12 protein-coding genes are annotated in these 13,300 nt (G+C 69.5%); 5 read left to right on the top strand and 7 right to left on the bottom strand.

Features of this window, described 5'->3' with window-relative positions; genetic code table 11:
• Positions 1-299 precede the first annotated feature (299 nt).
• Complete coding sequence (locus NGM10_RS15350; RefSeq protein ID WP_253480282.1) at positions 300-860, top strand: DUF7344 domain-containing protein; 561 nt, start codon at positions 300-302, stop codon at positions 858-860.
• Position 861: 1 nt separating this feature from the next.
• A complete protein-coding gene (gene glmM, locus NGM10_RS15345) occupies positions 862-2,241 on the top strand; it encodes a phosphoglucosamine mutase (RefSeq protein ID WP_253480279.1) in 1,380 nt (459 codons plus the stop codon).
• Here glmM and NGM10_RS15340 read toward each other — a convergent pair.
• Positions 2,238-2,465 carry a hypothetical protein gene (locus NGM10_RS15340; protein WP_253480276.1) on the bottom strand — a complete coding sequence of 76 codons (228 nt, stop codon included), beginning with the start codon at positions 2,463-2,465 and terminating at the stop codon, positions 2,238-2,240. The two genes, glmM and NGM10_RS15340, sit on opposite strands and share 4 nt — an antisense overlap.
• On the bottom strand, positions 2,452-4,017 hold the full coding sequence (locus NGM10_RS15335) for a hypothetical protein (protein WP_253480275.1): 1,566 nt from the start codon (positions 4,015-4,017) through the stop codon (positions 2,452-2,454). The genes NGM10_RS15340 and NGM10_RS15335 overlap by 14 nt, the downstream gene beginning before the upstream one ends.
• A 544-nt stretch (positions 4,018-4,561) precedes the next feature.
• Between NGM10_RS15335 and NGM10_RS15330 the strand changes: the two genes are divergently transcribed.
• Entirely contained in the window at positions 4,562-5,494 is a 933-nt protein-coding gene (locus NGM10_RS15330) for an alkaline phosphatase family protein (RefSeq protein WP_253480273.1), read from the top strand.
• A 99-nt stretch (positions 5,495-5,593) separates the two neighbouring features.
• Here NGM10_RS15330 and NGM10_RS15325 read toward each other — a convergent pair whose 3' ends face one another.
• Positions 5,594-7,108 (bottom strand): right-handed parallel beta-helix repeat-containing protein, encoded by a 1,515-nt coding sequence (locus NGM10_RS15325; RefSeq protein WP_253480271.1) that lies wholly within the window; start codon positions 7,106-7,108, stop codon positions 5,594-5,596.
• Between the two features lie 240 nt (positions 7,109-7,348).
• Here NGM10_RS15325 and NGM10_RS15320 point away from each other — a divergent pair, with 240 nt between their 5' ends.
• Together NGM10_RS15320 and NGM10_RS15315 are read left to right on the top strand one after the other, a co-directional pair.
• Positions 7,349-8,989: an alkaline phosphatase family protein gene (locus NGM10_RS15320; protein ID WP_253480269.1), complete on the top strand. Its 1,641-nt coding sequence runs from the start codon at positions 7,349-7,351 to the stop codon at positions 8,987-8,989.
• A 1-nt stretch (position 8,990) separates the two neighbouring features.
• Positions 8,991-10,010: a lipid II:glycine glycyltransferase FemX gene (locus NGM10_RS15315; protein ID WP_253480267.1), complete on the top strand. Its 1,020-nt coding sequence runs from the start codon at positions 8,991-8,993 to the stop codon at positions 10,008-10,010.
• A 14-nt stretch (positions 10,011-10,024) separates the two neighbouring features.
• Here NGM10_RS15315 and NGM10_RS15310 read toward each other — a convergent pair whose 3' ends face one another.
• The 4 genes from NGM10_RS15310 to NGM10_RS18420 form a co-directional block, all read right to left on the bottom strand.
• A complete protein-coding gene (locus NGM10_RS15310) occupies positions 10,025-11,464 on the bottom strand; it encodes a right-handed parallel beta-helix repeat-containing protein (protein WP_253480265.1) in 1,440 nt (479 codons plus the stop codon).
• A 72-nt stretch (positions 11,465-11,536) separates the two neighbouring features.
• Complete coding sequence (locus NGM10_RS15305) at positions 11,537-12,115, bottom strand: metal-dependent hydrolase (RefSeq protein ID WP_253480264.1); 579 nt, start codon at positions 12,113-12,115, stop codon at positions 11,537-11,539.
• A 37-nt stretch (positions 12,116-12,152) separates the two neighbouring features.
• Positions 12,153-12,605, bottom strand: coding sequence for a DUF1616 domain-containing protein (locus NGM10_RS18425; protein ID WP_497007314.1), 453 nt, complete (start codon positions 12,603-12,605; stop codon positions 12,153-12,155).
• A gap of 23 nt (positions 12,606-12,628) precedes the next feature.
• Positions 12,629-13,168 carry a DUF8471 domain-containing protein gene (locus NGM10_RS18420; protein WP_497007313.1) on the bottom strand — a complete coding sequence of 180 codons (540 nt, stop codon included), beginning with the start codon at positions 13,166-13,168 and terminating at the stop codon, positions 12,629-12,631.
• Positions 13,169-13,300 lie beyond the last annotated feature (132 nt).

Raw genomic sequence — 13,300 nt, 5'->3', positions numbered from 1 at the left:
TTATACGCCGCTTGGACGCCCCGTAGAGCGGGCTTATCGCCGCCGTATCCGGCGAATACGGGCGGCTGACGACTCGGGGGTCGCAACGACATCGTGTTCGTGTCGGAGCGTCCGAGCGTTCGGGGGTGACGCCAGCCTACCCGGACGTACCGGCGGATTACCGCCGAACAGCACATGGGTAACAAAGTGCCAACGTCCCAATATCGAGGGTATGCGGCGGTCTCACCTGCGGAACTCTACCCACCCCGGTGGCTCAGCAGACGTATCGCCCCCGACGACCGGCCCGCGGCCACGGGAACATGCCTCGCGCTGAAGAGCTCTCCCAGGACGAGGTGTTCGAGGTCCTCAAGAGCCCGCGGCGGCGGTACGCGCTCTACTACCTCCGCCGGGAGGGCGGCGAGACCGAGCTCTCGGACCTCACCGAGCAGGTCGCGGCGTGGGAGAACGAGACCACCACTGCGGCGCTGACGACCGAACAGCGAAAGCGGGTGTACATCTCGCTCTACCAGACCCACCTCCCGAAGCTCGACGAGGCCGACATCGTGGAGTACGACCGCGACGCGGGCGTGGTCCGACTCGGCGAACGGGCGGGCGACCTGAACATCTATCTCGGCGAGGTGTCCCGCGAGGAGTTTCCGTGGGACCGCTACTACCTCGCACTGGTGGGGGTCAGCTCGCTTCTGGTCGCCGCGGTGTGGCTGGAGGTCCCGCCGTTCGGTCTCATCCCCGGACTGGTGCTGGCGACCGTCATCCTCGTCGCGTTCGGCGTCTCGGCCGTCGTCCACTTCCTGAAGTTCCGTCGCGGCGGCGAGGTCGGCACGCCGCCCGAACTCCGCCGCGCCGACGGGCAGGAGCACTGAGATGTTCGGGACGAGCGGCATCCGTGGGAGGGTGGGCGAGGAGGTGACCTGCGACCTCGCGCTCGATGTGGGCCGGGCGCTCGCGACCGAGGGCTCCGACCGCGTCGTCGTCGGCCGCGACGCCCGCGAGAGCGGGCGGATGCTCGCCGACGCCGCGGTCGCCGGGCTCCGGGAGTGCGGTGCCGACGCGATTCATCTCGGAGCGGTCGCCACCCCGACGCTCGCCCGCAGCGTCGGGTGGCGCGACGCCGACGCTGGCCTGATGGTGACCGCCAGCCACAACCCCGCGCCCGACAACGGTCTCAAGCTCTGGAACCCCTCGGGACAGGCGTTCGACGAGTCCCAGCGCGAGGCCATCGCCCGGCGGGTCCGGGAGGGCGAGTTCGACCTCGCGGCGTGGGACGAACTCGGCGCGGTCGGCGAGTGGGACGGCGCGACCGAGCGCCACGCCGACGCGCTGGTCGAGGCGGTCGGGACCGTCGGCGTCGCCGCGCGCGGCGACGCCGCTGGCCCCGACCGCCGCACCGACAGCGGAGCGACCACCGAATCCGGCGACCTCTCGATAGTCGTGGACGTGGGCAACGGCGTCGGCGGCGTCGCCGCCGACGCCCTCCACCGGCTCGGCCACGACGTTCAGACGCTGAACGCCCAGCCCGACGGGAGCTTCCCCGCCCGGCCGAGCGAACCCACCGCCGAGAACTGCCGGACGCTGTGTTCGGTGGTCGCGGCGACCGACGCCGACCTCGGAATCGCCCACGACGGCGACGCCGACCGGATGCGGGCGGTCACGGCCGACGGCGAGTTCGTCTCGGGCGACGTGTTGCTCGCGCTTTTCGCCCGGGAGGCCGCGAGCGAGGGCCAACGGGTGGCCGCGCCGGTCGACACCAGCCTCGCGGTCGCCGACCTGCTCGAACCCCGGGGCGTGTCGGTCTCGCGCACGCGCGTGGGTGACGTGTACGTCGCCGAGCGCGCGACCGACCCCGACGTGGCGTTCGGCGGCGAACCCAGCGGCGCGTGGATATGGCCCGACGAGACGCTGTGTCCCGACGGCCCGCTGGCGGCGTGTCGGCTGGCCGAACTGGTGGCAGCCCGCGGGCCGCTCGCGGAACTGGTCGGCGCAGTCGAGACGTATCCGCTGCGGCGCGGGAGCGTCGAGACCGACCGGAAGGAGGAGGTGATGGCGCGGGTCGGCGAGCGCGTGGTCGCGGAGTACGAGCGGGTGGACACGCTGGATGGCGTCCGGGTGGAAGGAGAAGACGGGTGGTTCCTGATTCGGGCCAGTGGGACCGAACCGCTCGTCCGGGTGACCGCCGAGGCCCGCCGCGACGACCGGGCCGACGACCTGTTCGCGGAGGCGAGCACGCTGGTCGAGTCGACCTAGATGCGGTCGACCACGTCGCAGACCGAGCAGTCGTCGGCGACGATGAACGCCTCCTCGCGCAACATGTCCTCGCTCTCGGGCAGGAACATCAGGTGACCCCTGTCGTCCTTGCGGGCCCTGATGACCTCCCAGTCGTCGAGTTCGTAACCGAGGTCCTCGGGTTCGGGGTCGCGGGGGACCGACTGCCAGCGCTCGCGTCCGACCTGCGCGTCAGTTCGAGCCATCGTGGACCTCCACGACCGCAGCGCCTTCGAGCGCGAAGTCGGTGATGGACCCGGAGAACCGGAAGGCGTCCTTGCCCGCGACGATGCGGCCCCGGGCGGTGTTCCCGGAGACGGTGTCGTAGGCGTTTATCGAGCCGCGTTCGCCGTCCTTCTCGATGTCGCCCGAGACGCTGAACTCGTAGGTGCTGACCGCGTCCGGTCGGTTTTCACCGCTGAACACGATGACGTTCGAGAGTTCCTCGTCCTCGCCGTCGCCCGCGGAGTCGTCGCTTCCGCCGGAGTCGGACGTGCCGCCCTCGGTCAGGTCGGCGACCGAGACCTCCTCGCCGCCGTACCGCAGCGTCCAGTTCGACTCGTCGAGGTCCATCGCGGTGACCGACCCCTCGACCACGAAGGCGTCGCCGAGGCCCTCGCCCGCGACGCCGCCCGTGACCGTGACCGTGCCGTCGCCGTTCTCGGAGACCTCGTCGTCGTCCTCGGCGACGTAGCCGCCGTCCTCGGCGGTGGTGCGCTTGCGGACCGACCCCTCGACCGCGAACTCGTAGCCGAGTTCGCGGTCGGCGTTCGAGACGAGTTCGAGCAGGGTGCCCGAGTCCGAACTCCCCGAGGAATCGTCGTCCGACGAGTCGCTGGTGGAACTCTCGGAGTCCTCGCCGGACTCCGAGCCGCCGCTGGCGGCCTCCTCGGCCGACATCGGGACGCCCTCGGGCGGTTCGGTGTCGGCCTCGGACCCGATTCGCGAGCCGTTCTGGGTGATGGAGCCGCCGTCCTTGGTGGCGAGGTTCGACCCGTAGTCGTTGGTCTGAACGTCGCAGTCGTGGAGTTCGACCTCGCCCGCCCACGCCCACACGCCCCGGGCGTTGACCGCGCCCGACGACGAGCAGTTCATGTCGCAACCGGGGACCGAGTCGTCGACGTGGACCGTGGTGTTCCGGACGTGGCTTGTGCCGCCGGGCGACCCGAGTCGGACGTTGCTGATGTTGGAACTGAAGAAGTACGAGTCCTCGACGTGGATGACGCCGGGTTGGCCCTTGTAGCCGGGGCCGCTACCGTACAGGGCGTTGTTGGAGATGTGCGCGACGTGGAGGTTCCGGAAGGTGAGTTCGCCGTTGTGGGCGGGCGAGGAGGTCACGTAGATGCCACCCTTCGAGCCGGGTTCCGCGCCGTCGCCGAAGTAGACGTTCTCGACGAGGCCGGTCGAGCCCTCGCTCGGGACGCAGAGCTTCAGAAAGTTCTCCTCACCGGGGTGGACGCCCTTGAAGGCGACGTTCCGGATGGTGAAGTCGTCGGAGGTGGCCGTGATGATAGCGCTCGCGCCGTCGGCGGAGATGTCGACGAGCTTGTTCTCGAAGGTCTCGCCGTCGCCGACGGAGATGGTGCGCTTCTCGCCAGCGGAGACTTCGATGGTGTCGTAGGAGGACGCGCCTGCGGTGGCCGACGCCCCGGCCCCGGCGACGGCCGCCGCGGTCGCACCGGCCAGCTTGAGGTAGGAGCGTCGGTCGAGGAGGGAGCGTTCGGTGTCGTGCTCGCGTGCCGTATCGTCGCGTGCCATGCAATTCTCAATGCGAGGTTGCCTATTCAAAAAGATTCCGACTTCCGTTCAATGCTCCATTACCAATTTAAGTGTAACGGCCGTCGGCCGAACGGTCGCGCGCAACGTCCGAAACGTCGCACAACCGACCGGGGGCCGGGTGAAACGGTGTACAACGGTGATTCAACGACCCGTTACGGTGTAGTTTCGGTCGGGAAGGCGACCGATACGCCGCGCGAGACGGACCGGTCCGTCTCGCGCGGCGCGGGATTCCGGGCGACCGGCGGGCGGCGCGCGCATCGCGCGCCGCCCGCCTCGGGTATCCCGAGCGGTCGTCTCCGAACGCTCGCCGCCGGGCGCTCGTCTCCGGCCACTCACTCCCCGAGCGCTCACCCAGCGCCGGGAGCGTCGAGGCCGACCGGATAGCGGTCGTCGCTGGCGCGCGGCCGAGGGCCGCGCGCCAGCGACCGCGCGAGCGCGACGGCCTCAAACACGACCGGGGAGTGCGCCGAACCTCAGCATAACCGGGGAATAACAAAGCACGGAGGCGTGGAAGCGTCGAGCGATGTATTCGCTCGACCAGCTCCGGGCGGGGCTCGACCACCCCAACGCCGCCCTGCGCGAACTCAACCGGCTCTACTGGACCCGACTGGGCAACCGGGAGTACAACACCGACGGCGACTCGTTCTTAGAGGAGGACTGGGACAACCTCCTCATCCTCGACGGCTGTCGGTACGACGCGCTCCGGGCGGTGCTCCCCGACTACGACGTGCCGGGGAGTCTGGAGTCGCGGACGTCGCCGGGGTCGGCGACCGCGGAGTTCCTCAGGGGCACCGTCGACGGCCGGGACCTGACCGACACCGTCTACGTCACCGGTTCGACCATCTTCTACCAGCAGAGCGTCTGGCGCGAGGACATCGACGCGGAGTTCCACGACGTGCTCGACGTGTGGTCGGACTCCATCGACTACGGCGACGACGGCGTTCCCCCGGGTCCGGTCGCCGAGCGCGCCCGCGAGGCCGCCGAGCGGTACCCGAGAAAGCGGCTGTTCGTCCACTTCGTCCAGCCCCACGCGCCGTACCTCGGCGAGAGGGGCAGGGAGCTGTTTCCCGACTACCGTCCGAACCCCCTCGCAGACAAGTTCCTCGGCCGCATCGACGTTCCCGAGCAGGCGCTCAGGTACGTCTACCGCGAGAACCTCGAATTGGTCCTCGACGAGGTCGAGGACCTGCTCGACGACCTTCCCGGCAAGACCGTCCTCACGGCCGACCACGGGATGTTGCTCGGCGAGCGCGAGTTCCCCATCCCCATCAAGAGCTACGGCCACCCCGAGCGCGTCTACACCGAGGAGATGGTCCGGGTCCCGTGGTTCGTCGCCGACTACGACGAGCGCAAGGAGGTCGTCGCCGAGCGGTCCGGACGCGCCTACCACCGCAAGCAGACCGAGGAGGTCGACGAGCAGGCGCGCGAACACCTGAAGCAGATGGGATATTTATAGTATCTAGCGCGTGTGCGCGCAACGGAGTTGACCGCGAAAACGGGTCGAACCGCGAAAATCGGAACCGAATCGCGGAGACCGAGTGGCCGTGGTCCGAGCCTACGAATCGTCCTCGACTCGGACGTTCGCGGGGCCGTCGAGTTCGAAGCCGGTGACGTCGCCCGAGAACCGGTAGCCGTCCTTGCCGCCGACGACCCGCCCGGAGATCGTGCCGTCTTCGACCGTGTCGTAGTCGTTGATGGAGCCGATGTCGGCGCTCTTTCGCGCCTTGCCGCTGACCTCGAAGGTGTAGGTGGAGACCGCGTTCGGGCGGTTGCTCCCGTCGATGACCAGCTTCTTGGGGAGGGTGAGTTCGTCGACCGAGACCTCCTCGCCGTCGTACCGCAGGGTCCAGTCGCTCTCGTCGAGGTCCATCGCGGTGACCGCGCCGTTCACGTAGAAGGCGTCGCCGTAGCCGTTGCCCGCCACGCCCGAGACCGTGACCGTGCCGTCGCCGTTCTCGGTTATCTCGTCGCTACTCTCGGCGGCGTTGTCGCCCGACTCGTGTTTCTCGACGCTACCTTCGACCGTGAACTCGTAGCGGACGCCCGAGGTGTCCTCGCCCGAGACGAGTTCGAGGAGGTCTCCCTCGCTATCCTCCTCGTCGTCGGATTCCTCGGTGGTCTGCGGTTCGTCGCTACTGCTCCCCTCGCTCGTGCCTCCCGACGCGGCCTCCTCGGCCGACATCGGGACGCCCTCGGGCGGGGTGACGTCGGCCCCCTCGGTGACGTTCTGGGTCTGGACGTCGCCGCTGATGGAGCCGTCGACCCGGCAGTCCGTCAGGGTACCCGAACCGCCGTCGTTGGCGAACACCGCGTCCGCGCCGCTGACCTTGATGTCGCAGTTCTCGACTTCGAGGCCCGACTGCTCCTTGAGCCAGACGCCGCGGGGAGCCTTCTGGCCGCTCTCGTTCGACGGGACCGGGTCGGTCCCCTCGACGTGGACCACCGAATCGCGGATGACGCTACCGGTGGTGCCGATCCGGATGTTCTCGATGTTGTTGTTCTTCGCGAACGCGTTCTCGACCGTGAACGTCCCGCCGGAGTTGCCCTCGACGCCCGGCTGGGACAGGTAGATGCCGTCGGCACCCCAGCCCTGAACGTGGACGTTCCGGAGGGTGACGTGGCCCGCGTTGCCGTAGCCGCCGATGGCGGCGTGGCCGCAGCGGTCGACCGAACCGTCGCCCATGTAGAGGTTCTCGACGAGCCCCTCGCCGCCGGAGTCACACTGGAGCGCGAAGCAACTGTAGGTGTCCGACGTATCGGAGTTCTGTCCCTTCACGCCGACGTTCCGGATGGTCCAGCCGCTTCCGCTGGTGACCACGCGGAAGTGCGCGCCGTCGGCCGAGATGTCGATGAGCTTGTTCTCGAAGGTCTCGCCGCCGCCGATCCTGATGGTCTCGCGGGAACCGGCGGGGACCTCGATGGTCTCGTAATCCGCCGCGTCGACGCGACTCGTCGTCGCACCGACCGCGGCGACCGACGCCGCCGCCGCGCCCGCCATCTTGAGGTACGCGCGTCGGTCGAGGAGGGACTGTTCGGAATCGTTCTCGCGTGCCGTCTTGTCGCGTGCCATGTACTGTTCAATGCGAGATTACCACTTCAAAAAGGTACCGATTCTGTTTCAAGGCTAGATTACCAATTTAAGTGTTATGGCCGGGTCGGAACGGTCGAAACGGAACCGTCGAAACGGACGATTTCTCGCCGAACGTTCGTCGGTAACAGGAGCATAACTCCCCGATTCCGGCATAAGTCCCCCTCTTCGGGCTGACAGACGGCCCATAACAAAGGCCGAACGCGCGGTGGATACCGACACATGGCTGATCGCCCACAGGCAGACGTGGACACCCTGTTACTCGGGTTGGACGCGGGGTGCCGGTCGGTCCTCGACCCCCTGTTCGAGGACGGCGCGGTGCCGAACCTCCGGTCGCTGTTCGAGAACGGAGCCGACGGACCGCTCCGGTCCCAGATTCCGCCGTGGACCCCGAGCGCGTGGCCCTCCGTCTACACCGGGGTCAACCCCGGCAAGCACGGCGTCTTCGGCTTCCTGACGTTCGACGGCTACGACTGGGACGTGGTGAACGCCACCCACGTCCGCGAGCGGACCGTCTGGGAGATACTCGACTACCACGGGAAGTCGAGCGTCGTGGTGAACGCGCCGGTGACCCACCCGCCCCGCGAGGTCGACGGCGCGGTGATTCCGGGCTACACCGCGCCGGAGGACCCCGAGTGTCACCCCGAAGGACTTCTGTCGGACGTGCGAGCGGAAATCGGCGATTACCGGGTGTACGCGCCCCGAGACGCCTCGGGCCGCGACGAGAAGGTCGAGTGGTACCGGCGGCTGGTCGGGATGCGCGGGGCGGCGTTCCGGTACCTCGCCGACAGGTACGACCCGGACTTCGGGTTCGTCCAGTTCCAGCAGACAGACACCGTCTTCCACGAGCTCCCCGGCGACGACGAAGCGGTCCGGGCGGTCTACGAGGCGGTCGACGAGCAGGTCGGCGAGGTGATAGACGCCTGCGACCCCGACGCCGTGGTCGTCGCCAGCGACCACGGAATCGGCGAGTACACCGGCCACGAGTTCCGGGTCAACGAGTTCCTCCGCGAGCAGGGGCTGGTCGAGACCACCACCGAGGGCGAGGGGATGCCGACGTGGTCGACCATCGCCACCAACCGTCTCCGGAAGGGCGAGTCCGGGAAAGCGGAGGACGAGGACCGCGGGCCGTCGGTGACGGCCCGCGGTCTCGCCCTCGGCGCGAAGGTCGGGCTGACCAGCCAGCGCATCCACGCCGCGCTCGACGCGGTCGGCGCGGCCGACTTCGTCGCCGAGCGCGTGCCCGCCGACGTGGCGCGCCGGGCGGCCGAGCAGGTCGATTTCCCCGAGTCGGTCGCGTACATGCGCGACCGCATCGAACTCGGGGTCCGGGTCAACCTCGCGGGCCGCGAGCCCGACGGAATCGTCTCGCCAGACGACTACGAGCAGGTCCGGGACGACCTCGTGGCGATGCTATCGAGCGTCGAGACCCCCGACGGCGACCCGGTGTTCGACCGGGTCGCCCGGCGCGAGGAGGTGTTCTCGGGTCCCCACGTCGAGCGCGCGCCCGACGTGGTGACGGTTCCGGCCGACTTCGACGAGTTCCTCTCGACGCGGGTCGGCGACGGCCGGTTCGGCCCGCCGAGCGAACCGTACAACCACAAGCGCGAGGGCGTCGTCGCCCTCGCGGGCGAGGGCGTCGACGCCGACGCCGACCTCGCGGGCGCGCACCTGTTCGACGTGGCCCCGACCGTGCTGGCGACCCTCGGACTCCCGGCGGGCGACCGGATGGACGGGTCGGTCCTGCCCGCCGTCGGGGCGGCGGGCACCGAGGCCTACCCCGCGTTCGACGCCGACGAGCGGGTGGCAACGGACGACGACGACGTCGAAGCGCGACTCGCAGACCTCGGATACCTCGAATAACATGAGCGCCACCATCGAGAAGGACGGCATCAGCATCGGACGCGCCGACGAAGACGACCTCGCGAGGTGGAACGACCTCGTCGAGCGGTCGCCGGAGGCCAACGTCTTCCACTACCGGGAGGCGCTCTCCGTCCAGGCCGACCACGCCGACGCCGACCTCCACCCGCTGGTGGGGTACAAGGGCCAAGAGCCGGTCGGGCTGTTCCCGGTGTTCGAGACCCGGAAGGGCGGGATGACGATGGCGTTCTCGCCCGCGCCGGGCCTGTGGGTGTCGTACCTCGGTCCCGCGCTCCTGAATCAGGAGAAGCTCAAGCGCCGGAAGGCCGAGCGCCGGAACAAGCGGTTCGTCGGGGGGTGTCTCGACTGGATAGACCGGGAGCTGGGCCCGAAGTACGTCCAGATACGCCCGGACGCCGCGTACCGCGACGTCCGGCCGTTCGAGTGGAACGACTTCGACGTGGACGTGCGCCACACCTACGAGGTCGACCTCACGCCCGGCGAGGAGGAGGTGCTGATGTCCTTCTCCAGCGACGCGCGCAACAACATCCGGACCGACGGCGACTACCGGGTCTACGAGGGCGGCCACGACGAGATCGAGGCGGTCGTCTCGCAGGTCCGTGCCCGCCACGACGAGCAGGACGAGTCCTACGGCGTCACCCCGGCGTTCGTCTCGGACCTCTACGACCGCCTGCCCGACGGCGCGGTCCGGCCCTACGCCTGCGAGATAGACGGCGAGTTCGCGGGCGGGATGGTCGCGCTGGAGTCCGGCGACACCGTCTACCGGTGGCAGGGCGGCGCGAAGCACGACCGGGACCTGCCGGTCAACGACCTCGTCGACTGGGCCATCATGACCGACGCGATGGACCGGGGCGTCGAGCGCTACGACCTCGTGGGCGCGAACGAGGAACGGCTCTGTGGCTACAAGGCGAAGTTCGGGCCCGAACTCCGGTCGTACTACAGCGTGGAGAACGGGACGCGAGTGACCAGCGCGCTGTCGAGCGTGTACAAGAAGCTCCGGTAGGTCGGCCTTTCTCGTTACTCTTCACACCCGCCGCGCTCGCGCACGCGGGAGGTCTTGACAGTGGCCTCGTCGGTGGCGATGGTCGCGCCGGGCACGTCGATGGTCGAGTCCCGGACCGCACACCCCTGGGCTCCCGAGACGGCGACGCCGTCTCGGGAGCCCCGGTCGTGGCCGATACAGACGTTCTCGAAGACGCAGTCGTCTCGACGGTCGACCCGTACCGCGGTCCCCTCCGGGGCGCTGCCCGTAATCCGGACGTTCCGGCAGGTGACCTCCCAGTCGTCGGGCAGGCGGTCCATGCTCGGCATCGAGTCCTCGTCGACCTCCTCGACGGGGTCGCGGACGAGTATCCCGTAGGCGTCGGCGTCGGTCCGGATACGAGTGTTCTCGATGGTGGCCGCGCCGAACTCCTTGCCGACGACTATCGCGCCCGAACTGTAGGTCCCCGAGAGGTCGGTGACGGCGATATCGCAGTTCTCGACCCGGACGCTCCCGCCCTCCTCCATCCAGATGCCGCGCATGTTGGGCTTGTGCTGGGGCTGGCGGGGGTCGTCGACCCGGACGGTCACACCCCGGACGAGTGCCCCGGCGTGGCCCCCGCCGACCCGGACCTGCTGGATGCCGTTGTTGGCGTAGTAGCCGCCTATCACCCGCAACGGGCCCGAGTGGTACGAGACGTACAGCCCTTCCGCCCAGTGTTCGACCCGGCAGTCCCGGAAGGTGAGCCGTCCGACGCTCCGGGGGAACGCGAAGACGGCGTGGCCGCCGGTCGAGCCGTCGGGGAGGCTCACGTTCTCGAACAGGAGGTCTGCGTCCTCCGACTCGGCGGCGACCGCGAAGCCGGTCCGGGGCTTGCTCCGATGGCCGCGCCACGTCACGTCCCGCACCACGCTCTCGCCGCCCGTCACCGCGAGGTGGTTGGTGGGCGCGACGCCGTCGGCGCTGCCGTCGAAGGTGAACCCCTCCACGAGGAGGTCCCGGAGCTCACCGAACAACAGCCAGTAACGCTCTTCGGGCGGCACGAGGACCGCGCCGTCGCCGACCAGCCCGAGGTTGGTGTAGCCGGTGACCTCCCACTGGTCGAGCCGGTAGCGGCCCTCCGGAAAGTACAGCATCGTATCGTCGGCGAGGTGTTCGTCGAGGACGCCGTTTATCGGTTGCTCGCCCGAGGCGTCTGCGCCCGCGTCGGCGACGTTCACGACCGTCTCGAACCGGTCGGCCTCCTCGTGGACCGTCTCCTCGGTCGTTTCCCCGGTCGTCTCGTCAGTCGTCCGACTCTCGGGAGCGCCGTCGGTCGTCGTCTCCGGCGTCTCCTCGGGCGTCTCGCGGGTGGTCTCGTCTGTCTCGCGGTCCGGGAGGTAGTCGCCACAGCCCGCGAGCGACGCCGCGACCGCGGTCGCCCCGAGACCGCGGAGGTACGAGCGCCTCCCGAGGGGCGTGTCGTCTCCGGTCACGTCCGTCCCTCGGTCCCGGAGCCGGTTTGTTATGGGTGGCCTGTAGGCGTTAAGAGAGATGTTCGGCGCGTCTCAGTGGGTCTCCTCGGTGACGGGGGCGAACAGCGCCCGGAGGGGTGGCATCCCGTCGTAGAGCCACAGCAGGACGACCGAGGCCAGCAGACCGATTTCGAGCAGGAAGTACGCCGACAGCTCGGCCGTGAAGAGGTTCTGGAGGTACCGGCCGAACAGCGCCCCGACCATCTCCCGGAGGCCGACGCTGGTCCCGGTCGGCGGCGGGGAGACCACCGGCCAGAGGACCGCACCGGGATTCGCCCGCCCGCCGACCAACACCGGGTAGAACACGTCTCCCGGGAGGTGCGAGAGGTAGCCGACGGCGAACGCGGTGCCGACGTACCGGCGGCCGACCGCCGCCCCGACCGCGACCGCCAGCAACGACAACGGGGCGGCGACGAAGATGGAGTGGCCCAGCGAGTAGCCGCTCGGCAGGACGCCGAACACCCACGCCAGCGGCTTGTCGACCAGATCGGGGAACTGGGTCCCGAACGCGAGCGCGACCACCGCCGCACCGCGGGGCGCGCGTCCATCGAACCAGCGGCTGAACAGCGAGTAGACCAGGTATCCGACGGCGAGGTGTTCCCACGGCCACATGGATGAAGTTAGGCGCGGGCAGGCATGAGTGGTCCGGCTACGCCGAGACGTCCACCCAGACGTGGACGTACTCGTCGGCGTTCTCGGTCGAGGGGTCCTCGGGCGGTTCGCCCTCGTAGACCATGTAGACCAGCCGGAGGTCGTCGCCGGTCATCGTCGGGGTCACGTCGTGGCGGGTCCGCCACGAGTCGCCCGCCTCGACCGTCGGCTCGAACGCCGCGAGCTGGCTGTTCTGGACCACTCTGGCGCTGCCGTCTGCGGCCTGCTCGACCCGCTGGAGTTCGACCACGACCGTGTACTCCATCCGCTCGCCCTCACGATTTTCGAGACCGACCACGAGGGGTTCGCTCTCGCCCCGGGTGAAGTTCTCGGGGTAGTCGTCGGCGACGAGCTCGCCGGTCTCGTTCTGGGAGAGCAGTTGGACCTCGGTGTACGACTGGTCCGGGCCGGGCGCGGCGACCGCGTAGCCAACGGCGGCGACCGCGACCACGACCGCGGCCGCCAGCCCGACGTTCAGCGCGGCGTCCGAGAGCGACCCCCGCGAACCGCGCGCCCGGCGTCGGCCGCCCAGCGCCGGAGCGGGAGCGAGAACCGCCGGTCGGCCGGGCGACGGAGTCGCCGGAGCGTCGCGCCAACCGCGCAGACGACCGCGAACCCGCCGACCGACAGCAGGACGGTCGGCGGCGAGATGGCCCACGGCGAGGCCGCCAGCGCGACGCCCACCACCGGCAGGAAGGCGACGCTGGCTCCGAACCCGAGCGCGACGCGCTCGGGACCGCTCAGTCCGTGTCGGCGGACGCCCGCGAGCGTCGAGTCGCCCCCCGCGTCGTCCGGGACGGCGTCGGGGAACAGCAACGAGACCAGCGAATAGCCCGGAACGAAGAACAGCAACGGCAGACCCAGCGCCACCGCCAGCGGGGTCCCGTAGATTCCGGGCCGGAAGACGAGCGCGGCCGCGACCGCGACGTACCCGACCACCACCAGCAGGTCGAGCGCCACCGCGGGACGCGCCAGCCGGTCCAGCCACGTCCTGTCGGCGGTTTCCAGACTCATCGTGGACTCGTCGGCGACGCGGCTGTCGTCCGATGCTGTCGGGCGGCGTGTCGACGCCTCATTGCCCCCGACTATCGCCGGACTGCCACTTTGTTATCGCCCGTCTGTCGGGCGATAACCGCGGCTTACTAC

Origin of the sequence: Halorussus salilacus, assembly GCF_024138125.1 — an archaeon.
In the GTDB taxonomy this organism is placed as follows: domain Archaea; phylum Halobacteriota; class Halobacteria; order Halobacteriales; family Haladaptataceae; genus Halorussus; species Halorussus salilacus.
This window is presented reverse-complemented; position numbering and strand designations above follow the sequence as displayed.

Bases quoted from the DNA above. Each gene is read 5' to 3' on its own strand.
- NGM10_RS15350 (WP_253480282.1), top strand. From the start codon at position 300: ATGCCTCGCGCTGAAGAGCTCTCCCAGGACGAGGTGTTCGAGGTCCTC.
- glmM (WP_253480279.1), top strand. From the start codon at position 862: ATGTTCGGGACGAGCGGCATCCGTGGGAGGGTGGGCGAGGAGGTGACC.
- NGM10_RS15340 (WP_253480276.1), bottom strand. From the start codon at position 2,465: ATGGCTCGAACTGACGCGCAGGTCGGACGCGAGCGCTGGCAGTCGGTC.
- NGM10_RS15335 (WP_253480275.1), bottom strand. From the start codon at position 4,017: ATGGCACGCGACGATACGGCACGCGAGCACGACACCGAACGCTCCCTC.
- NGM10_RS15330 (WP_253480273.1), top strand. From the start codon at position 4,562: ATGTATTCGCTCGACCAGCTCCGGGCGGGGCTCGACCACCCCAACGCC.
- NGM10_RS15325 (WP_253480271.1), bottom strand. From the start codon at position 7,108: ATGGCACGCGACAAGACGGCACGCGAGAACGATTCCGAACAGTCCCTC.
- NGM10_RS15320 (WP_253480269.1), top strand. From the start codon at position 7,349: ATGGCTGATCGCCCACAGGCAGACGTGGACACCCTGTTACTCGGGTTG.
- NGM10_RS15315 (WP_253480267.1), top strand. From the start codon at position 8,991: ATGAGCGCCACCATCGAGAAGGACGGCATCAGCATCGGACGCGCCGAC.
- NGM10_RS15305 (WP_253480264.1), bottom strand. From the start codon at position 12,115: ATGTGGCCGTGGGAACACCTCGCCGTCGGATACCTGGTCTACTCGCTG.
- NGM10_RS18420 (WP_497007313.1), bottom strand. From the start codon at position 13,168: ATGAGTCTGGAAACCGCCGACAGGACGTGGCTGGACCGGCTGGCGCGT.